Genomic DNA, 21123 nt, shown 5'->3' on the forward strand with positions numbered 1-21123 from the left:
CGTTCGGCGGCTTCAGCCGCAGTTCCAGCTTGACCTCTGACCGTGACGGGTGCTTGAGCCGTCATCGAGCGCTGGCTGATATGGACGTTCCCGAGCGCTCCCTGACGAGGAAGCTCGCCGGAGCACTGCGGGCATTTGGAGCCAGCGCTCAGTCGAAAAATACGACTTGGTCTTCACCTGCGAATTTGAAGTCGCCTTAAGACCAAGAACAAAATTGAAGATATTTGCGCCGCCGGCCTCGCGCGTGAAGCTGAGATAGGAGCCGAATCGTTCGGATTCAACGTTTTGGAGGTTTCGGATCGAGGCAAGAGTATCCTCGAAATCACGCCAGCACGCCTGCTTCACGATGATCTCGAAAATGTGAAGGATGGCCGGGGAGAGACGTCCCTGGGCGTCGGTCGTCGGCCCGATGATCTTGGCGCGGATCTCAAGAATATCGCCCATTTCATCTCCACGAACCTTAACGAAGGTCGAGCTGAGTGGACGCACCTCGTCGCGTTCGTAGATCCGCTGAAAATAACACTCAAAGCTGCGATTGCGCATCGATGCGGCTTTCCATTCGCTCATATCGACGCCGGCTTCTCGAAGAGCAGCGCAAAAGTTCGACCCCGAGACGCGCCACATCCGCAGAAACTGACTTGCCAACTCCAGCTTCGGGACCTCGATCAGCTGCAGCGGTATCGGCGTCGACGGGAGGGGAGAAGGAGCCGCTGGATCAGGGCGGGCGGCGATGCGAGATGATCGGGCAGCCTTATTGACAGTTCGATTTTCGAAGGGGCCGACCGGATCTTCGAGGTGATGGATTTCACGGTAAAAAACGACGGTGCCTGCAAGAAGCAAAATTAATATCAAAAGCCCTGGCCAAAGCAGGGACCAGCGGTTCCTCGGCATTGGGAAATTCCGGTGCCAAGGCGGGCTGTCTCGAGGAGGATCGACTGCTGATGGCACTTTATCCACGGCGCGACCTCACAAGCAAACAGGAGCGGCTGTGAGTTCGAGCTCAATCACTCTTGATCCTATTTGCGACCAACCGGTGTCGGTCGGCGCGTTGACCAATCAGCTCTGCTGACGACTCCCCCTGAGATGAGCAACGGATGCGAAAAACGGTACAGTCTGTCCGACTCACCTTCGACGCTGCAAGTGTGAAGTCGCGTGAGTGGAGCGTCAAGCATCAACCCCAGTGGACGGCGCTCGTCCCCTAATATTCACGTGGCGGCTTTGCAATGTCGGCAGCAACGTCGAGCGTTTCACAAGAAGCAACGCAGGGGTTAGTCTGCGAGCAGACGCAGCCTTAGACAATGCTTTGAAGCAATGGTGTCATGCGGTCATATGACGCGCTTGGCGCCAGGCCTGATAACGCTCCAGGGTCTCCTTGTTGGGCGGGTATACGCCCAAGGTCGATTTGCCTGATTCGATTTCCAGCTTGAGAAACTCTTCCTGCTCCTCCATCGCGACGGCTTCTTCGGCAATGTCGTCGACATATTCCCGCGGAATAACGATCACCGCTTCGCTGTCGCCGAAGATGATGTCATCGGGGTAAACGGCAACGCCGCCGCAGGCGATTGGCTGGTTCATGTCCGAGGCGTGGTGGGCAACCAGGTTCGCCGGCGCTGCCGGTCCCATGCAGTAGGTCGGGAGGCCCAACTGCGCGATATCGGCCGTATCGCGGACGCCGCCGTCGAGCACAAGACCGACGGCGCCACGATAGACGAGACGACGGGCGAGCACGGCGCCAATGCCGGCGACTTCCGCCAAGGAGCGGCAATCCAAGACGAGAACATGGCCGTCGGGGATCGTATCGATGGCCTTGCGCTGTTGATTGGATGGATCCGAACTGTAAGTCGAACCGTCGATATCTTCGCGCGCGGGGATGTAGCGTACGGTGACGGCTGGGCCGATCATCGGCCTGCCGGCGCTCGCCAGCGGCCGCACGCCGCGAACCGCGGTGTTCTTCAAACCACGCTTCAGCAACAGGGTGCTGAGACTTGCAGAATTCGTCCGCAAAAGCTTTGCGTAAACTGATGGGTCCAAAACCGTCATGAGATCCTCCATTGTCCGGTGGAAGCTCTAGCACAAGGAATAGAGAGTTCAATAGAGAATTTTATGTTTCTTATTTGGATAAAGGCTGTTTGCCATTAATCGCCTTTGTCAAGATGGCGGCACCCTCCACAACCTCGCGCTTGATTGCGCGCGCCCTGTCTGGGGTGGCTTCACCGATAAACGGGACGCTGATCGTTGCCACAAGTCGACCCTCGGAATCGAAGACAGGCGCGGCAAAGGCCCGGAGGCCAAGGTTGGATTCCTGGTTGTCCTCAGCGCATCCATTGCGCCGAATTTCAACGAGTGCTTCCTTTAGCGCCTCCGGATCGGTAATCGTATATGGCGTCTTTCCCTCCAGTCCGACGCTGCAATAGGCCTCGATGTCACCGTAGTCTGAATAGGCAAGCGCGAGCTTGCCGGCGGCGCCGACATGTTTAGGCGAGCGACTGCCGACCTTAATGAAGAGCGAATAATCGCCGGGACTGGAGGCTGCAAATATCGTCATCATCTCGTTGCCTTCGGGGGCGGCCAGCCTGAAGGATTCGAAAATGCGGTCAGCCGCAGCCGTCAGGATCGGCCTTGCCGCCTCGATCACCGTTGCCCTGTCGGCGCCAGGCGAGATGCGGCGCGCAAGCTCGACGAATTTTGGCCCCAGCTCGTAGGACGCTCCACCATTCACCCGCGCCACAAGCCCATGCGCGGCCAATGAATTGAGGATCCGGTAGACGGTCGAACGCGGAACTCCAAGCTGATCAACCAGCGCGGCCAGGGAAATTCCCGTCCTCGCATCGGCGACTGCCTCGAGCAGGTGGGCGGTCTTTTCGACGATGGGTGAGCCATGCTTTGGTTCAATCATGAACTTAGAATTCCATATGAGAATTATAATATTGACTTCTCCGGACCGAGCGAGCATGCTTGGCGGCGTAAGTGTCACATTTGACACTACGCGCTTGGCGGAGGAAGTAAAGCCATTTGGATAACCGCTGCGGCGGTGCTCAACCGGGTGGTTTTCACAAGACGGCACTGCGATGGACAGGATGCCGCTCGTTTGGTCTGGAGGAGGGATTTCATGAAGAAGATGAAGGCAATTGGTGCGCTGAGCATCGGACTGGCATTTCTGCTGGGTCCGGGCAGCGCAATTCGCGCCGACGCTGCCTCGGATAAGCTGACGGTCGTGGTGACCGACGAACCGAAGTCGCTCGATCCCTGTGACACCGACCTTTCGGGCAATTCTCGCATTCTGCACAACAACATCACCGAAGCGCTGGTCAATCTGAGCCCGGCCGACGGATCGGTCGTCCCGAGCCTTGCCGCCAGCTGGCGGCAAGTGGACGAGCTGACCTGGGAATTCAAGCTCCGCGACGACGTCACCTTCCACGACGGCAAGGCGTTTGATGCCAGTGCAGTCGTTGCCGCTCTCAAGCGGGCGCAGGATCCGGCACTGGCCTGCGAAGTCGGACTTGCGACGCTGAAGGGCGTCAAGTTCAATGCAGAAGCGGTGAACCCCACCACCCTCCTCATCAAAACGGATATCGTCGAGCCGATCCTGCCGAACAAGATGTCCGCCGTGGACATCGGTTCGCCGGCGACCCCGAACGACGGCAAGTCGCGCTCCCCGGCCGGAACCGGACCTTACAAGCTTGCAGCGTGGACGCCCGGGCAATCGGTCGACCTCGTGGCCTATGACGGCTATTGGGGCGACAAGCCGGCGATCAAGAACGCGACCATCATCTGGCGCGCCGAATCCGCTGTTCGCGCGGCAATGGTCGCCACCGGTGAAGCGCAGATCGCCTATGAAATAGCACCCCAGGACGGCACGACGGAACAGGATCATGCCTTCCCGAACGCCGAAACCTCGCTGCTGAGGATCGACGCAGAAATTGCGCCACTCAACGACAAACGCGTGCGCGAAGCCCTTAATCTTGCGATCGACCGGGACGGACTTGTCGGCACCATCTTCCACCAGGATGCCCAAAAGGCGATGCAGGCGGTGCCGCCGTCCGTCTTCGGCTTCAATCCCGACATCCCCGTCTGGACGTATGATCTCGAAAAAGCGAAGTCCCTGCTCGCCGCGGCGAAAGCCGATGGCGTGCCGGTTGACAAGGAAATCGTCATCTACGGCCGCATCGGCATCTATCCCAATTCGTCCGAAAGCCTGGAAGCCATTCAGGCGATGCTCGCGGATGCAGGTTTCAATGCCCGGCTCGAAATGCTTGAAACAAGCCCGTGGCTGAAGAAGCTTCTTAAGCCCTGGGACAAGGAACGTCAGCCGTCGATCCTGCAGACGCAGATCGACAACACCGAAGGCGACGCCGTATTCACGCTGCCGAACCGTTTTACCACCGACGGCAACCAGTCGACCATCGCCGATGCCAAACTCGACACATTGATTGCCGACGCGTCGAAGGCAACCGGCGACGAACGCAAGAAACTGTTCGAGGAGGCCTTCAGCTACATCGCCGTCGATGCGGTCAATATCGTGCCGCTGTTCCACATGGTCACGATTGCCCGCGTCGCCGAGAACGTCACCTACACGCCCGATGTGCAGGCCGGCAACGAGATCAAGCTTAAATCGATCAGCTACCGCTGACGGCGCAGACTGGTTGCCGAACGTCCCTTGAGGAGAGCGGATGTCCTTCACCTACTTCCTGAAACGTGCGGCCTTTGCGGCACTCGCCCTTGCAGCATTGATGACGTCCGCCTTCTTCCTCGTGCGGTTGACGGGCGATCCCGTCAATCTATACCTGCCCGTCGATGCCTCGGATGCCGCCCGCGAAGCCATGCGCGTCCGTCTCGGCCTCGATCGTTCCCTCCCGTGGCAATTCCTCGATTGGGCCGGGGATATGCTGAGCCTCGATTTCGGCACGTCGCTTTGGCACAACCGCCCGGCCATGGACGTTGTCCTGGAGGCGCTGCCGAACACGCTGGCGCTCGGTGCCATTGCCTTGACCCTGGCCTTCATCGCCGCCGTCATCATCGGATCGATTGCCGCTGTCAATGCCGGCGGTTGGATCGACCGGGCCATCAACGTGCTGTCGCAGGCAGCGGCCAGCGTGCCGGATTTCTGGCTCGGGCTGATGGGCGTTCTGCTATTTGCCGTCACCTTGCGCATTCTGCCGACATCGGGTTTCGGCGGTCCGATCTATTGGATCCTGCCGGTTGCCTGTCTTTTTGCCAGACCGTTCGGGACGCTGGTGCAGATCGTCCGCGGCTCGATGATCGAAGCACTGAACGCGACATTTGTCCGGACTGCGCGGGCCAAGGGCGCGCGCGGCGGCCGGGTTACCTTCGTGCATGCGCTGCGCAATGCCCTCCTGCCCGCGGTGACCGTGACCGGTGACCTCGCCGCCCAGTTCGCCGGCGGCGGTGGCGTCGTCGAGGTTGTTTTCGGGTTTCCCGGCATCGGCAAGCTGCTGATCGACGGCATCCTGAAGCGCGATTTCGCGATCGTCCAGGCATCGATCTTCGCGGTCGCCGTCGTTATCTTCGTCATCAATATCCTGGTCGATATGCTCTATGCATCGATCGATCCGCGTGTGAGGGTCGAATGACCAGCACCTCCGCCGACGTCCTCCCTGCCCGCGAGCGCCGAAGCCGCCGCATCTTGTGGTTCATGCGTGCGCTCGCGGGTGACCCTATGGCGGTCGCAGCGACAATTTGGCTGCTGATCGTCGTCCTTGCCATTCTTGCGGATGCATCGTCGCTGCTGGGCGAAAACCGCATTTCGCTAAAGGCGCGCAACCTGCCGCCCTTCGACTTCGGCCAGTCCTGGACGTTGTGGCTGGGCGCCGACGCTCTCGGGCGTCCGCTCCTCGTTCGCCTCATTCAGGCGGCATCGACGACGATCGGCATAGCGCTGGTGACCGTTCTGACGAGCCTGATCGGCGGAACGCTGCTCGGCGTGATCGCCGGTTACTTCGGTGGCATCATCAGCAACCTTGTCATGCGGATCTGCGACATCATTCTGGGTTTCCCGACACTGCTGGTGGCGCTCTTCGGGCTCTACCTGATCGGCCCGAGCGTCGGTAACCTCATCATCGTGCTCGCCGTTACCCGCATGCCGGCCTATATCCGCGTCGCAAGAGCCGAAACTCTCGAAGTCCGGGAGAGGCTTTTCGTTGATGCGGCGCGCGTCTTTGGCGGCGGGCCTGTCTGGATATTGCGCAATCACATTCTCCCAAGCGTCGCGCCCACGATGCTGACGCTCGCCTCGGTCAATCTCGCCATGGTCATGCTGTTCGAATCCGGGCTGAGCTATCTCGGCCTCGGCATCCAGCCACCTGCGGTGAGCTGGGGCCTGATGGTGGCGCAGGGCCAGGGATATCTGTCATCCGCCTGGTGGCTGGGTTTTTTCCCCGGCCTGGCTGTGATGCTCACGACCATGTCCTTCAATCTCCTCGCCAACTGGTTCCGGATCATCAATGACCCGTCGCAGCACTGGCGTCTTGTCAGCCGGAGGCGCTGATGGCTCTTCTCGAAGTCAAGGACTTGCAGGTCAGTTTCGATACGGCAGCCGGCCGCATCCTGGCGCTCAACGGCGTCTCCTTTTCGCTCGAGCGTGGAGAGGTTCTGGCGCTGCTCGGCGAAAGCGGCTCCGGCAAGTCGGTGACCGCATCGGCCATCATGGATCTCGTTCCCAACCCTCCTGGCGAAATCAATCAAGGATCGATCCGTTTCGACGGTGTCGAGCTGTTGCAGCTCTCGCGAAACGAGCGGCGCGATCTCTGCGGCGATCGGATCGCCCTGATCTTTCAGGATGCGCTCGCAGCGCTCAACCCGGTCTATTCCGTGGGTTGGCAGATCGCTGAAATGTTCCGCATCCACGGCCGCACTCCGGAAGGCGGTGTCGAAAAGGCCGTGATCGACCTTCTGACGGCCATCGGCATTCCCGACCCTGAAAGCCGTGCCAGGCAATATCCGCATGAATTTTCGGGCGGCATGCGCCAACGCATCATGATCGCCATGGCCGTGGCACTGGAACCGGATGTCATCATCGCAGACGAGCCGACGACGGCGCTCGACGTGACGATCCAGGCGCAGGTGGTTGATCTTCTGGAGACTATCCGCAAACGCAGCGATGCCGGCATGATCTTCATTACCCATGATCTCGGCGTCGTCGCCGAACTCGCCGATCGCGTTGCCGTCATGTATGCCGGCCGCGTCGTCGAAACCGCAAGCGTCTTCGAATTGTTCGAAGAGGCCCGCCATCCCTACAGCGTCGGATTGCTTGCCTCGCAGCCGCGCATGGACACGGATGAAGACGAATTGGTGCCGATCCCCGGCTCCGCGCCCAATCCTGTCGCCCTGCCTTCCGGCTGCGCATTCAGAACGCGCTGTCCACGCGCCGAAGGGCTCTGTGCCGAGGTCGTCCCCTCTCTTGAAACCGTAGGGCCGGGCCGCCAGGCCGCCTGCCACTTCCCGGTATCACCAGTATGATCGAACCGCTGCTCAAGGTCCAAAACCTCTCCCGGCACTTCGGTAGCTCCTCTGCACCGGTGCGTGCCGTCGACGATGTCAGCTTCGAGATTGCCAGTGGAGAGACGCTCGGCCTCGTCGGCGAAAGCGGTTGCGGCAAAACCTCGCTGGTTCGGACGCTCTTGAAGCTTGGGCCGGCAACAAGCGGCAGCGCTTTGCTTGACGGTGTGGACATTACGACAGCCAGTGGCCGGCGGCTGCATGAATTGCGCCGCAAGATGCAGGTCGTTTTCCAGGACCCCTACCAGTCGCTCAATCCCCGCATGCGGGTCGACCGGCTGATTTCCGAACCGTGGGCGTTGCACCCCGGGGTCGTGCCCAAGAGCAACTGGCGTGAAGAGACGGTCAAGCTGCTCGAATCCGTCGGGCTGCGCGCCGAGCATGCGGAGCGTTATCCCGCGGAATTCTCAGGCGGCCAGCGGCAGCGCCTTGGCATTGCCCGCGCTCTCGCGCTCAATCCGACACTTCTTGTCTGCGACGAGCCTGTCTCGGCCCTCGACGTCTCGGTGCAGGCGCAAGTGATCAACCTGCTGGCCGGATTGAGGCGCGAGCGCAATCTGGCGATGCTGTTTGTCGCGCATGATCTCGCCGTTGTGCGGCATGTCTCGGACCGTGTGATGGTCATGTATCTCGGCAAGATCATCGAAACGGGGCCAAAGCAATCGATCTTCAGCGCTGCGGCCCATCCCTACACGCAGGCACTGATGTCGGCGGTCCCGACACCGGATCCGAGGCGTCGTGCGCAGCGCAAGCGTATCGTTCTGCATGGAGATCTGCCGAGCCCCGCAAATCCGCCCAGCGGATGCCGTTTTCGAACGCGTTGCTGGAAAGCGACGTCGATCTGTGCAGAACAAGAGCCTGCCCTGACCAGGCGAACGGCGGCCCCAGGTTTTCTGACCGCCTGTCATCACGCCGATCCGGAAATCGCCAACACAGCGCCTGAATTGGACACTGCATGGGTCCCTCGCCTTGAAGGGAACTGAAGCCAGGCCCATTATGCCAAGGTGATCGCAAAGCTGCGCAACCGTTGCGCCGGTCAGCGACGATTATTTTCCGTTCGTGTTTCCCGTTTGTTTTGTGGCTGCCTTTAGCCCGCCTTGCTGCAAATCCGCCTCGTCGGCAAGAATGGCGGCGGCTTCATCGAGCAGGACGTCCTTTGCGTTCTTGCGAGCATTCTCGATGGCAATATCAGCGCTCAGGCTGCGCTCGCCTGCCTCCAGACCATCATCTCCACCCGGATCCTCGCCATCGCTCACTTGCGCTCGATCCTTGAACCGTTTCTCTCGAGCCGTCGCTTCTTTGCGACGTTCCGCTTCATTGAGGGAGATAACCCCTTTCTCGCGCTGTGCCTTGAGGTCGGCAAGGTCTTTTAACAAGCGTTGGAAATCCGGATCGCTTCCAGCCCGCGCATCATGGCGGCTTTGCAATGTCGGCAGCAACGTCGAGACAGTGTCGGAGGGCGTGTAATTCGCGGGCTTGACCTGCGCCCACGGCAGCGCATTGTCATAACTGGTCTCGCCGAAGCTCGTGGGATCGGAAAGTCCCGGTAAGCTGATATCAGGCGTCACGCCGCGCAGCTGCGTCGTACCGCCGTTGACCCGGAAAAACTGGGCAATCGTCACTTTCAGCTCCCCGAACTCAGGCTTGCTGTTGCGGACGATCTGGTCAAGGTCGACGACGGTCTGAACGGTGCCCTTCCCGAAACTGGGTTCGCCGACGATCACGCCTCGACCATAATCCTGGATGGCCGCGGCAAAAATCTCTGAAGCCGACGCCGAGCCGCGATTGATCAGGACACCCATCGGGCCTGCCCAGACAGGCGCTGCAAGCTCAGCGCTTTTGACCTCGATCTTGCCGTCGCTGCCGCGTTGCTGAACGACCGGTCCATTGCCGATGAAGAGGCCGGTCAAATCAATCGCCTCGTCCAATGAACCGCCGCCATTGTTGCGCAGGTCAATGAGAACGCTGTCGACCTTTTCTTCCTTCAGTTCGTCGAGAAGCTTGGCGACATCGCGGCTTGCGCTTTTGTAATCCTGGTCACCTTTGCGCTTGGCTTCAAAATCCTCATAGAATACCGGCAGCGTGATGATCCCGATTTTACGCGTGGCGTCGCCCGCCTTCACGGACAGCACAGTCTTCCTGGCAGCCTGCTTGTCGAGACTGATTTTATCGCGCACCAGGCTGATGACGCGATGCGTGCCATCTGCTCCTGCATCTGCCGGCAGGATATCCAGCCGCACGACGGAGTCTTTTTTTCCGCGTATCATCTGCACGACTTCATCAAGGCGCGTGCCCACCACTTCTTTGATCGCCCCATCCTTACCTTGACCAACGCCCGTAATGCGGTCTCCGACCGCGAGCTTGCCGGAAAGCTGCGCCGGCCCGCCAGGCACGAGCTCACGGATCGTCGTGTAGTCGTCGCGTTCCTGCAGCACGGCACCGATACCAAACAGCGAAAGCTTCATCGAGACATTGAAGTCGGCTGAAGCGGCCGCGCCGAAATAGTCCGTGTGCGGATCGATCGACGTTGAATAGGCATCCATGAACGACTGGAAAACGTCGTCGCTTTTAAACTTGTAAGCGCGCTCGAGTATGTTCTCATAACGTTTGTCGAGCGTTTCGCGAATCGCCGCGTCGTTTTTGCCGCCGAGTTTCAACCGCAACCAATCGCTCTTGACGCGCTTGCGCCAAAGCTCATTGCTCTCGGCTTTCGACTGCGACCACGGCGCTTTATCGCGCAGCACCGAATAATTTTCCTGCGTACTGAAATCGAAGTCCTGCTTCAGCAGGCTGCGCGCATAGTTCATGCGGTCGACAACGCGCTGTTCATAGGCGTTGAAAATCGCAAACGGGATCTTCAAGTCCTTCCGTTCTATCGCATCGTCGATCTCGCTGCGATCGGACATGAACTTGTCGATGTCCGCTTGCAGGAAGAGCATGCGGTCCGGATCAAGTGACTTGATGAACTGATCCATGATCCTGGCCGACAAGGCGTCGTCGAGTGGAACGGGCTTGTAGCTATACCGCGAAAGAAATTGTGCGCTCAACTCAGCGGCCTGCGCTTGTCGCTTTAGCGGCGCCAAAACAGGCGGTGATGCGACTTCAGCATATGCGGACTGTGCAATTGCAAGAAATGCACCAAGGAAAACGTAGGCTATGCGCATTCAGCGTTGATCCAATTCTTGATGCCGAGTGTCGATGTGCGATCTATGTGACGCAATCATGGTTTTTTGGCAACCAAATGGCAAACGACATGGTTTGCAAGGTGGCGGAAACATATCCGCGCGTGGTCGGCGTCTCCGTAGCCGACGCTCAATCCGCCTGCACGTCTTTCCAGGAATCGAATGTCGCAGCTTGACCGCGACGGCATCCGATGCGGTCGACGAGATCCCAGACGATGGCGTTCTCGATATAGAAACGCCGCCCTGACTTGGCAATGCGAAGTCCGCGGTAGTCGGCGATAAAGCCGTTGGCCGCCACGGTATCCAACAGCCTGTCACGTTCCGCGCGATCGGGTGCCTCCGCCGAAAGGCGCGATGGCAAAGTGATGAACTCGTCCCATGAATATTCAAAACAGGCCTGGGCGGCGCGGTTTGCGTAGATAAAGCGCGGATCGGCGTCGGTATTGTGAGCAAGGACCACCGCCGGCGAGTGGTCATACAGCCATTCGGCACCCTGGCCTTCCGGCGTCAGGCGGCGTCCCACGCTTCGTTCGAAGCTTTCCGCCATCAATGCGTAAAATTCGAGATCGTAAGACAGGTCGAGTCCGGCGTCGTTGTAGTTGGCAATCATGCTGCGCATCCTGGATTGCGGCGAGAGATGTTGAACTGATGTTCTCGCTACAAAATCCTTTTGCGCTACAGAAAGCGCAAGCTCCAAATGCGACGCGGTCAAGCTGGCGACCGGGACTTCAGGCGTCATCCTGGAGGTAGCGTTCCGCGAGCCTTGCCCACATGGCTGCGCCAACCGTGAGGCTGGCATCGGCGAAATCATATTTGGGACTATGCAGGATGGCGGAATTCATGCCGTTGCCGAGACGCAGGAAGCTGCCCGGCTTGTGCTCGAGAAAGTGCGAGAAATCCTCGCTGCCGGGAATGAGCGGGCAGGTCGCGACCTTGTCTTCGCCGACCAGTTCCGCCGCGACGATCCGGGCAAAATCTGTCTCATCGGGCGAATTGACGACGACAGGATTGCCGCGATCGTAGTTGATCTCGATCGAAGCACCATGACCGTCCGATACCGAACGGGCGAGCTTGGTGATGCGTTCCTGCAGGAGGTCGCGAATGCCAGGCTCGAAGGAGCGCACGCTCAATGCGAGCTTGGCATACTCAGGAATGACATTGACGGCATCGCCGGCATGGATCGTGCCGACAGTGATGACCGCCGTCTGGGTCGGGTCGAGGTTGCGCGAGATGATCGTCTGCAGCGAGACGACGAGGTTGCACGCCACGACCACGGGATCGATGGTCAGGTGCGGCCGCGAGGCATGGCCGCCTTTGCCCTTGATGGTAATCTCGACGGTGTCCGACGCCGCCATCATTGGGCCGGATCGCAGCAGGATGGTGCCTTCCGGAGCGCCGGGATGGTTGTGGAGGCCGAAGATGGCGTCGAACGGGAACCGTTCGAACAGGCCGTCGGCGATCATTGCCTGAGCGCCGCTATTCTTGCTCGCCTCTTCAGCAGGTTGGAAGATCAACGTCACCGTGCCGCTGAAGCGGCGGGTACGGGCCAGATATTCGGCGGCGCCGAGCAGCACGGTCGTGTGGCCGTCATGGCCGCAGGCGTGCATCTTGCCGGGGGTGCCGCTGGCATAGGCAAGTCCGGTTGCCTCGACGATCGGCAGCGCATCCATATCGGCGCGGATGGCGATGCCCTTGCAGCCCTTGCCGGCGCTGAGGCGGGCGACAACGCCGTGACCGCCGACACTGCGGGTCACGTCATAACCCCAGCCTTCCAGCTTTTCCGCGACAAAACGCGCTGTTTCCGCTTCCTCGAAGGAGAGTTCCGGATGGGCATGCAGGTGCTGGCGGGTCGCCTTCAGCTCCGCCTCCATGGCTTCGAAATCGGAAAGGCGGGCATAGGCATTGTCGAGCGTGGGCATGAAAACATCCAGTATTGGTCGAAAAGGACGATTGCTCCGGCCCGAGGGTCGAAGCAGCGAGCTGACACCGGTCAGAGAAAACGGGCGAGAAAAGCCTGGGTCCGGGGATGTTGTGGATTGCCGATGACATCCTCGGGCTTGCCCATTTCGACGACATTGCCGCCGTCCATGAACACCACCCGATCGGCCGCCTCACGGGCGAAACCGATCTCGTGGGTCACGACGATCATCGTCAGGCCCTGTTTGGCGAGATCGCGCATGGTGGCCAGCACTTCGCCGACGAGTTCTGGGTCGAGCGCCGAAGTAGGCTCATCGAACAGCATCAGCTTCGGCTTGATCGCCAGGGCGCGGGCGATGGCGACGCGCTGCTGCTGGCCGCCGGAGAGCTGGCGGGGATAGCTACCCGCCTTTTCCGATAGGCCGACCCGCTCCAAAAGCCGCATGGCGTTCTCGGTCGCGGCCTTACGACTTTCTCCGTGCACGCCGATCGGCGCCTCGACGATGTTCTGCAGCACCGTCATATGCGGATAGAGATTGAATTGCTGGAACACCATGCCAATCTTGCGCCGCTGGCTGGCGATCCCGTTGCTCGACAGCTTTTCCAGCCGGTCCTTGCGGAGACGGTAGCCGATCTGCTCGCCATCGACTTCGATAAACCCCTTATTGATCGCTTCGAGATGGTTGATGCAGCGCAGGAAGGTCGATTTTCCCGACCCGGACGGGCCGAGCACGACGACGACTTCACCCGGCATGACGTCGAGGTCGATCCCCTTCAGCACTTCGAGCTGGTCGAAGGACTTGTGGACGTTGCGGGCTCTGACGAGGGGCTTTGCAATTTCGGCACCGGTCAATGGCTTGCCTCCTCGGTAAGGGTCTCGGATTTGGCGGCAGCGGTGTTGTTGCGCCGTTCGCTGCGGCCGTAATAGGCCTCGATATAGCTCTGGCCGAGATTGAGGATGGAGGTGATAAGCAAGTACCAGAGGACCGCGACCAGCAGCATCGGGACGATCTCGAAGGTGCGATTATAGATCGACTGGACGGAATAGAGCAGATCGGCCATGGCGATGACGCTGACGAGCGAGGTTGCCTTGATCATGCTGATCAGCTGGTTGCCCGTCGGCGGCACGATCGAGCGCATCGCCTGAGGAATGATAATCCGCCACAGCGCCCTCGCCTTGGTCATGCCGAAGGCTTCCGCCGTCTCGAACTGGCCACGATCGACCGAGAGCAGGCCGCCACGAATGATCTCCGCCATGTAGGCCGCTTCGTTCAAGGCCAGGCCGACGATCGCCGCCGTCATCGGCGTAATCACCGAATTGGTCTCCCAGCTGGCGAGCGTCGGGCCGAACGGAATGGTGATCGAAAGTTCGGGAAAGAGGGTCGAGAGGTTGTACCAGAAGATCAGTTGCACCAGGAGCGGCGTGCCGCGAAAGAACCAGATGAACAGCGATGCCAGCGACCGAGCGAGCCGGTCATTCGACAGCCGGGCGATCGCCAGTCCGAGGCCGAGCACGATGCCGATGGCCATCGCGACCACCGTCAGGCCCAGGCTGACGTAAAGGCCGTTGATAACAGTCGGATCGAAGAAATAAGCCGCGACGACAGGCCAGCCGAAATTCTCGTTGTGGGCGACGATCCACAGGAAGTTTGCGGCAATCAGGAGCACTGCCACCCACAAGAGGAGCCGGCCCGTTGGAAAGGGCTTGTGGGCATGGGCAACATCCCGGAAGTCCGCACCGCCAGACGGCGATGCGGCAGTCGTGCGGTCATTGCTCATTTCGGCAGGGCTCCACCAAGATTGAGACCGGGCTGCTTGATCATGTTGTTCTCAAGACCCCACTTTTTCATGATGGCGGCATAGGCGCCGTTATCCATCAACGCCTTGATCGAGTCGAGCAGAACGGGGCCGAGCGGCGAGCCCTTCGGCACCACGGCGCCCTGATAGAGGTCGTCGAAGCCATTCTTCTGGCCGACGCCGCTCAATTCCAACTGGCCGTTTGCCTGAGACACGAAATAGGTCAAGGGTGCCTGCGAGGAGAAGAAGGCGTCGGCGCGTTTGGAGCGGACCGCCAGGATAGAGCTCGGCTGGTCGGTATAGGACTGCACTTCGACCGCAGGCTTGCCGTCCGTCTTGCACTTTTCGACCTGGGCCTGGATCACCTTTTCGGCGGAGCCGCCGGCCATGACAGCAATGCGATTGCCGCAGGCGCTGTCGAGCGAACCGATGGCCTTCGGATTGCCCTTCTGGACGGAGAAGACCACGTATTCCTGAACCCAGTCGACGAAATCATTGGCCTCTTCACGGGTTTTGAAGTCACCGATCGGGCCGAAGGCGAACTGGTATCGGCCGGAATTGATGCCGGCGAGCAATGCGGTCAGTCCACTGACGGTTTCGTGCTCGATCTCGACGCCGAGCATCTGGCCGATCGCATCGGTCAGGTCGGCGCTGGCGCCGGTCAATTTCGTGCCGGTGACGATTTCATAGGGCGGAAAAGAACCGTTGTTGACGGAGATCATCTTGCCGTCCGTGCGGATCTTCTCCGGCAGGCGGGCGCGAAGCGCGTCGTTGACGGTCTGTTTTGGTACGGCCGTTTCCTCAGCGAAGACCGAAGTCGTCATCATCAGACCCAGCAGGGCGGCGGAAGCGATCAGTTTCGAGTGCATGTCATTCCCCTTTTTTGGTTTGCGAAAATCGTGATTCAACGATGAGGCCTGCGAAGAGTTTCCCCAGGCCTTGTTCATCGCGCCTTGGCGTGCCACGGAAACAACTCGGCGGGCGTCAAAAGGCGCGGCATGACTTTCTGTTCGTAAAGTTCTTCGGCAAAATCGGCGATCATTGCCTCGTTCTCGGCAAGCCCGCTGATGTTCCAGTTCGGCGGCAGGTCGGCCGCGCAGCGGCGCAGTTCGTCGATCATCCAGGGCGTGGTGTCGGCGTATTTCTCACGCTTTTCCAGCCACAGACGCTGGGACTCGTCGATCAGCTCGCTGAGTTCATCCATGATCCAGGGATTCTCCCTGACGATATCAGCCTTGAAGCCGATCAGATGCATGCCCGGGATATAGCCAACCTCGTGGAAGTAGGTGACCTCAGCGGCGCGGAAATCATCCAGCACCTGGCGGAGCGGCGATTCCTGATCGAAGAAACCCTTCGGCATGAAAGGCGTGAACACGGCATCGAGCCCGCCATCCAGCAGCAGATCGACCATCGGACGCTCGCCGGGAGCAGCCTCGATACGGCCGGGCCGTCCAAAACCATCGAGCCGGTCGGCGATCGGATGAGCTTCCGTCAGGCGCCCGGCATACCACATGGCATCCTCGACGCCGACGCCTTCCCGGCGCAAAGCGGCACGGGTCCAGGTGTTTCCGGAATCGCGCCAGCCGGTCACGCCGATGTTCTTGCCGGCCAGATCGGAGAGCTTGCGGATCGGACTATCCTTGGTGGTGATGATGCAGCGATGGCGGAAGCCGCGCATGATGAAGTTCGGCATGCCCAGAACCCGATCATCGCCATCATGACGCATCTGCGAATAGCGGCTGAAGGACATTTCCGCGGCGTCATGCGCCGCATCATCGGCGAGGCTGGAGACCAGCGTGCCGACGCGATCCACTTTGATATCGAGGCGGGAAGAACTGACATCTCCGAGGACGAGCGGTGTCATGTAATCCCAGTCCCGGAGGGCGATGCGAAGCGTCACAGGCATGCAAAAACTCACAAAATTGCTCGACGAGCGGCAAATTAAATGTTCAAAATGCATAGTACAAATGTTATTACGTTATTGAACATTTAAAGTGAGAGAAAAATGGGCGATACGGTCGAAGCCTCCTGGTTTGCCGAAAAAATAGCCGACCGCAGTATCAGGGGGATCGCTCTCGAAACGAGCGCGCTGATCCGTGCCGGTGTCCTGCCCATTGGGACGCGCCTGCCGGCGATCCGCGATATCGCTTACGAATTGCATGTCAGCCCGGCGACGATCTCCGAAGCCTGGAGCGAATTGCGGCGGCAGAAGATCATCAGCGGCCGGGGGCGCAACGGCACCTGGGTCAGCGGTGACCGCTTTGTCGCCAAGCCGGAACGCCTCGCCAGCTCGGGAAATTATGCGGCAGGTGTGCTCGACCTCACCTTAGCCGGGCCGGATGCAGCACTTCTTCCGCGGCTCGCCGAAGCGATGGCCTATGGCGCGTCCGTCGATGACCTCAACAGCTATGAGCGCAGCCGGATCGTCCCTGAGTTGAAGGACGCCGTTTCAGAGCGATGGCCCTATGAGGCGGAAGCCTTTCTGGCGACCAATGGCGGTTACAACGCCGTCTATACGATATTGCATGCACTGGTTTCCTCGGGTTCGTCGGTCGCGATCGAACATCCGACCGGGATGCGGCTGCTCGATATTCTGGAAGATCTCGGCGTAAAAATCATCCCTGTCGCCTGCGACGGCGAAGGCCCGCTGCCGGATTCGCTGCGCGAAGCATTGCAGCAACGTCCGGCGGCTTTCCTGTTCCAGCCGCGGTTGCATTCGGTGACCGGCGTTACGGTCAGTTCATCCCGCCTCGATCAGCTCGGCGATGTGCTGGAAGACAGCGATACGCTTATCATCGAGGATGACGGCGTCGGCGACGTGTCGGCGGCACCTCCGCAGTCGCTCGGCGACCGATTTGCGGAGCGGACGATCCATATCCTCTCACTCTCGAAAAGCCTCGGCCCGGATCTGCGTCTCGCAGTTCTGTCGAGTTCCGCGCCGATCGTCGACCAGATCCAGTCTTACCGTTCCTTCAGCGCCGGCTGGACCAGCCGTATCCTGCAAGGTGCCGCCGCCTGGCTATTGCGCGATCCGGCAACCTGGCAGCTTATCGCCGAGGCGCGCGAGATCTATCGGCAGAGGCGCGACGCTCTTGCCGATGCGCTCAGCGAACGGGGAATACCGATACCACCAAGCCAGGGCCTGTGCCTCTGGGTGCCCGTCGTCTCCGAACCATTCGCGATGGTGACGCTTGCCGCACGCAATATCGCCGTCAACCCGGGCAGCAAATTCTCCGTCCTGCCAAGCAGTCATATTCGCGTGGCGACCAGCACGCTCAGCGATCGCTGCGAGGAAGCCGCCGATGCGATCGCGCTGGCTCATGCGCCGTGAACGGCTGGGCCGCACCAGGTCTCTGATCCCCGTTCATTCCGCGCAAGTCCGGAACTACTTTCCCTCAAGCCATTCCTGCAGTTCTGCCTCAGCCCGCTCCAGAGCGCTGTAGTTCAGGAGTTTGCGCAGGAAAGCGACGGTGACGGCGCGGGCGCGCAAATTGAAGCGGCCGTCCTCGTGGTCGTCGCCGGCGCTCTGGTAGACGTCGAGCTTGTCGTAGAGCTGCTGCAGGCGGTTCTGCACGCTGCGCAGGGAAAGGCCCCGACGTTTGGCGATGGCCCGGTCTGTGAGGCCGAGCGCGATATCGACAAGGATCTCGTATTCGGAATCGGTAAAGCCGTTCGTCTGGCCGAGGCTCTTTTGCTGCAGGCCCCGCACCTCGCGGTCGATGACGCACTGGCTCTCGATGAAGATCGAGCGCAGCGCAAGCTTCAGCCGCTCGTCGGAGGCGGATTTCAGCACATAGCCATAGGCGGCGCCATCCGGCACGATGCGCGAGACGCCCCGTACGTAGGCCTCGTCCGAGTAATTCGACCAGAACAGGATGCGGGTCTCCGGCCGCTCCTTCCAGATGGTGCGCGCCGCCTCGATGCCGTTGCGGTTCGCCATCTGCAGGTCCATGACGATATGCGCCGACTTGTGGTCGCGGGCGAGCTTCTCGCCGACGGTTCCATTCTCCGCCTCGATCACCGTATCGCATTCCGGCAGAGCCGCGTTGACCGCCTCGTGCAGATAGGACCGGTGCAGCGGGTCGTCCTCGACGATCAGAACCTTCATTGCGCCCTTCTCCTCAGTTTGGCCCGATTGCCGGGTGGTTCGGTACGAGCGGTAGCACGACGCGCACCACAGTGCCGCGATTGTTGTGGCCGGGGCCGGTCGTGAACCGCGCCGAAATCAGCCGCGCACGGGTCTTCATATTGTCGATGCCGCCGCCGATCCGTCCTCGCGCCTTGGTGAGCCCGGTCCCGTCGTCGGAGATTTCGATCGACAGCCGCTCCTCGTCGGCCTCAAGCCGCACCATAACGGCCAGCGGCGCGGCATGGCGCACCGCATTGTTGATCGCTTCCTGGGCAATCCGAAACAGGGCGACGCTGACGGTCGGTTCCAGTCGCTCCAGTGCGCCGTGCGTCTCGTCGACAAGGCCCCATTCGATCCCCGATCCGCTGTCGCGGGTCGATCGGTCCAGATGATGTTCGATCGCTTGGGCGAGGCCGAAGAGCTGGAGCACGGAGGGTTTTGCCTGCTCGATGATCTGCCGCAGATCCTGCATGCAATGCTGCAGGGAACGGGAGATCGGCTCCAGCGTCTCGGGCGCCACCTCGCCGTGGCGCGACAGTCGATCGATCCGGCGGGCGAGCCGCGTCAGGTCGGCGAGCGTCTGGTCGTGCAGGTCCATGCCGATGCGCTGGCGTTCCTGCTCCAGGGCTTCGGTCAATTTCAGTGCACCTTGCCGCAAGCCCTCCTCGCGGGCGCGGGCCTCTGCCTCGACAATGGCCGAGCGTTGCGCCTGCTCGGCCGCCTGCAGCGCGAAGAAATAGGGCGTCAGCAGGTCGGCGATGATGCGGGCGCGTTCGATATCCTCCATCGTATAGACGCCCGCCCGGTGCGACGAGCAGGAAAGCGCCGCGATGATCGTGCCCTGCACCTTCATCGGCACATGCAAGCGGCTTCTCAGCGACTGTTCGACGATCGGCCGCTTGAACGCGCCCTCGAAGTGGAAACGAGGGTCGGTCATGGCGTCGTCCGCCAGCAGAAAATCCACCTCGCCCCAGAGCAGCGCGCGGATGGGGCTGTTGACAACAGGCGCACCGGCAAGCCCGCCCCAGGCGGTCTCGATGCCCGTCTCATAGGCCGTGTGGTAGTTGCCGCCCTCAAGCAGCACGCAGACATCGAGGTGGTCGTGCGGGATGATATGGGCGACCTCGGCCGCGACGGAACGGATAGCCGAGCGGAAGTCGAGCTGGCCCGCGAGCAGCCGGGAAATGCCGAGATAATGGTCGAACATGGCTGCGGGTACGAGATGCAGCATCGTCAGTTCCTCCCCGAGGCGGCAGCAGGCTCCTCAACCCGCCGCGACCCTTCGCAGTAAGCGCCCGCGGAAGCGCCGCCGTCTTGCGTAAACCCGCAGCTTGTTGCGCAAATCCCGCAAACGGATTGCCGCCTTGCCCCTGTACAGGCCGGTCGATCTCCCGCATCCTGCCCTTACTGAGAGGAGGAAGCTCAGTGCAAGAACAATTTTCACTCGGACCCAATTGGGCCGGCAGGAGTGAAGCGATCCGCCGACCAGCGCGATCATCAGGGAGGAAGACATGACAATCCGTAAGATGCTTCTGGCATCGGCCGCTATTGCTTGCGCCGCGATGCCCGTTTCCGCCTTTGCCGAGACATCGGCCAAGAAAATCGCCCTTTCCAACAACTATGCCGGCAATTCGTGGCGCCAGGCCATGCTGACGAGTTGGGGCAAGGTGACGGGCGAAGCCGTGAAGGCCGGCACCGTTGCCGCAGCCGACCCTTTCACCACCGCCGAGAACCAGGCGACGGAACAGGCCGCGCAGATCCAGAACATGATCCTGCAGGGTTATGACGCCATCGTGCTGAACGCCGCCTCGCCGACGGCGCTGAACGGTGCGGTCAAGGAAGCCTGCGACGCCGGGATCACCGTCGTGTCCTTCGATGGTATCGTCACCGAACCCTGCGCCTGGCGTATCGCCGTCAACTTCAAGGAAATGGGCCGCAGTGAGGTCGAGTACTTATCGAAGAAACTTCCGGACGGCGGCAACCTGCTCGAGATCCGCGGCCTTGCCGGTGTCTTCGTCGACGACGAAATCTCGGCGGGCATCCACGACGGTGTCAAGCAGTTCCCGCAGTTCAAGATTGTTGGCTCCGTTCACGGCGACTGGGCACAAGACGTGGCGCAGAAGGCTGTTGCCGGCATCCTGCCGAGCCTGCCCGACATCGCCGGCGTCGTAACGCAGGGCGGTGACGGCTATGGCGCCGCACAGGCGATTGCCGCAACCGACCGGAAGATGCCAATCATTATCATGGGCAACCGCGAGGACGAACTGAAGTGGTGGAAGGAGCAGAAGGACGCGAAGAGTTACGAGACCATGTCCGTATCCATCGCGCCAGGCGTCTCCACACTCGCTTTCTGGGTGGCCCAGCAGATCCTCGACGGTAAGGAAGTCAAGAAGGACCTCGTCGTGCCCTTCCTGCGCATCGACCAGGACAATCTCGAAACCAACCTCGCCAATACCCAGGCCGGCGGCGTCGCCAACGTGGAATACACGCAGGCAGACGCAATCAAGGTCATCGAGTCCGCAAAGTAATTCTCCCGGCGACTGCCGCGCATCCGCAGAAGGTCGCGCGGCATTTTTTTTCAAG

At 60.7% G+C, this 21123-nt stretch carries 19 protein-coding genes; 7 read left to right on the forward strand and 12 right to left on the reverse strand.

The window, feature by feature from the left end; all coding sequences use genetic code 11:
• Positions 1-12 precede the first annotated feature (12 nt).
• The 3 genes from AC25BC_RS24495 to AC25BC_RS24505 all read right to left on the reverse strand — a co-directional run bounded on the left by AC25BC_RS24495 (position 13) and on the right by AC25BC_RS24505 (position 2896).
• Positions 13-891, reverse strand: coding sequence for a DUF6030 family protein (locus AC25BC_RS24495; protein ID WP_003562408.1), 879 nt, complete (start codon positions 889-891; stop codon positions 13-15).
• A 426-nt stretch (positions 892-1317) separates the two neighbouring features.
• Positions 1318-2040: a ribonuclease activity regulator RraA gene (locus AC25BC_RS24500; protein WP_128438811.1), complete on the reverse strand. Its 723-nt coding sequence runs from the start codon at positions 2038-2040 to the stop codon at positions 1318-1320.
• 70 nt (positions 2041-2110) lie between these two features.
• Entirely contained in the window at positions 2111-2896 is a 786-nt protein-coding gene (locus tag AC25BC_RS24505) for an IclR family transcriptional regulator (RefSeq protein ID WP_003562406.1), read from the reverse strand.
• A gap of 213 nt (positions 2897-3109) precedes the next feature.
• Here AC25BC_RS24505 and AC25BC_RS24510 point away from each other — a divergent pair, with 213 nt between their 5' ends.
• The 5 genes from AC25BC_RS24510 to AC25BC_RS24530 are packed head-to-tail and all read left to right on the forward strand — an operon-like array spanning position 3110 to position 8498.
• Positions 3110-4630, forward strand: coding sequence for an ABC transporter substrate-binding protein (locus tag AC25BC_RS24510; protein ID WP_003562405.1), 1521 nt, complete (start codon positions 3110-3112; stop codon positions 4628-4630).
• 40 nt (positions 4631-4670) lie between these two features.
• Entirely contained in the window at positions 4671-5591 is a 921-nt protein-coding gene (locus AC25BC_RS24515) for an ABC transporter permease (RefSeq protein WP_003562404.1), read from the forward strand.
• Positions 5588-6505, forward strand: coding sequence for an ABC transporter permease (locus AC25BC_RS24520; RefSeq protein ID WP_128438810.1), 918 nt, complete (start codon positions 5588-5590; stop codon positions 6503-6505). Before AC25BC_RS24515 ends, AC25BC_RS24520 begins: the two co-directional genes overlap by 4 nt.
• On the forward strand, positions 6505-7476 hold the full coding sequence (locus AC25BC_RS24525; protein WP_003562402.1) for an ABC transporter ATP-binding protein: 972 nt from the start codon (positions 6505-6507) through the stop codon (positions 7474-7476). The genes AC25BC_RS24520 and AC25BC_RS24525 overlap by 1 nt, the downstream gene beginning before the upstream one ends.
• Positions 7473-8498, forward strand: a complete 1026-nt coding sequence (locus AC25BC_RS24530) for an ABC transporter ATP-binding protein (RefSeq protein ID WP_128438809.1) — start codon at positions 7473-7475, stop codon at positions 8496-8498. The genes AC25BC_RS24525 and AC25BC_RS24530 overlap by 4 nt, the downstream gene beginning before the upstream one ends.
• A gap of 63 nt (positions 8499-8561) precedes the next feature.
• Here AC25BC_RS24530 and AC25BC_RS24535 read toward each other — a convergent pair whose 3' ends face one another.
• The 7 genes from AC25BC_RS24535 to AC25BC_RS24565 form a co-directional block, all read right to left on the reverse strand.
• The gene (locus AC25BC_RS24535; RefSeq protein ID WP_128438808.1) at positions 8562-10679 is read right to left on the reverse strand and encodes a carboxy terminal-processing peptidase; all 2118 of its coding nucleotides are present in this window, start codon (positions 10677-10679) and stop codon (positions 8562-8564) included.
• A 148-nt stretch (positions 10680-10827) separates the two neighbouring features.
• Positions 10828-11307 carry an MEKHLA domain-containing protein gene (locus AC25BC_RS24540; protein ID WP_128438862.1) on the reverse strand — a complete coding sequence of 160 codons (480 nt, stop codon included), beginning with the start codon at positions 11305-11307 and terminating at the stop codon, positions 10828-10830.
• 118 nt (positions 11308-11425) lie between these two features.
• Positions 11426-12616 carry a M20 aminoacylase family protein gene (locus tag AC25BC_RS24545; protein ID WP_128438807.1) on the reverse strand — a complete coding sequence of 397 codons (1191 nt, stop codon included), beginning with the start codon at positions 12614-12616 and terminating at the stop codon, positions 11426-11428.
• A gap of 71 nt (positions 12617-12687) precedes the next feature.
• Positions 12688-13467, reverse strand: coding sequence for an amino acid ABC transporter ATP-binding protein (locus AC25BC_RS24550; protein ID WP_017996144.1), 780 nt, complete (start codon positions 13465-13467; stop codon positions 12688-12690).
• Positions 13464-14393 carry an amino acid ABC transporter permease gene (locus tag AC25BC_RS24555; RefSeq protein WP_017996143.1) on the reverse strand — a complete coding sequence of 310 codons (930 nt, stop codon included), beginning with the start codon at positions 14391-14393 and terminating at the stop codon, positions 13464-13466. Before AC25BC_RS24555 ends, AC25BC_RS24550 begins: the two co-directional genes overlap by 4 nt.
• On the reverse strand, positions 14390-15280 hold the full coding sequence (locus tag AC25BC_RS24560; RefSeq protein ID WP_017996142.1) for an ABC transporter substrate-binding protein: 891 nt from the start codon (positions 15278-15280) through the stop codon (positions 14390-14392). The genes AC25BC_RS24555 and AC25BC_RS24560 overlap by 4 nt, the downstream gene beginning before the upstream one ends.
• Before the next feature lie 74 nt (positions 15281-15354).
• Positions 15355-16317 (reverse strand): substrate-binding domain-containing protein, encoded by a 963-nt coding sequence (locus tag AC25BC_RS24565; protein WP_128438806.1) that lies wholly within the window; start codon positions 16315-16317, stop codon positions 15355-15357.
• Positions 16318-16416: 99 nt separating this feature from the next.
• Between AC25BC_RS24565 and AC25BC_RS24570 the strand changes: the two genes are divergently transcribed.
• Positions 16417-17742, forward strand: coding sequence for an aminotransferase-like domain-containing protein (locus AC25BC_RS24570; protein ID WP_128438805.1), 1326 nt, complete (start codon positions 16417-16419; stop codon positions 17740-17742).
• A gap of 54 nt (positions 17743-17796) precedes the next feature.
• Here AC25BC_RS24570 and AC25BC_RS24575 read toward each other — a convergent pair whose 3' ends face one another.
• Both AC25BC_RS24575 and AC25BC_RS24580 read right to left on the reverse strand, forming a co-directional pair.
• A complete protein-coding gene (locus AC25BC_RS24575; protein ID WP_003562390.1) occupies positions 17797-18519 on the reverse strand; it encodes a response regulator transcription factor in 723 nt (240 codons plus the stop codon).
• Between the two features lie 13 nt (positions 18520-18532).
• Positions 18533-19771, reverse strand: coding sequence for a GAF domain-containing sensor histidine kinase (locus AC25BC_RS24580; RefSeq protein ID WP_003562389.1), 1239 nt, complete (start codon positions 19769-19771; stop codon positions 18533-18535).
• A gap of 280 nt (positions 19772-20051) precedes the next feature.
• Between AC25BC_RS24580 and AC25BC_RS24585 the strand changes: the two genes are divergently transcribed.
• Complete coding sequence (locus AC25BC_RS24585; protein WP_003562388.1) at positions 20052-21068, forward strand: ABC transporter substrate-binding protein; 1017 nt, start codon at positions 20052-20054, stop codon at positions 21066-21068.
• Positions 21069-21123 lie beyond the last annotated feature (55 nt).

Source organism: Rhizobium sp. WSM409 (assembly GCF_057653825.1).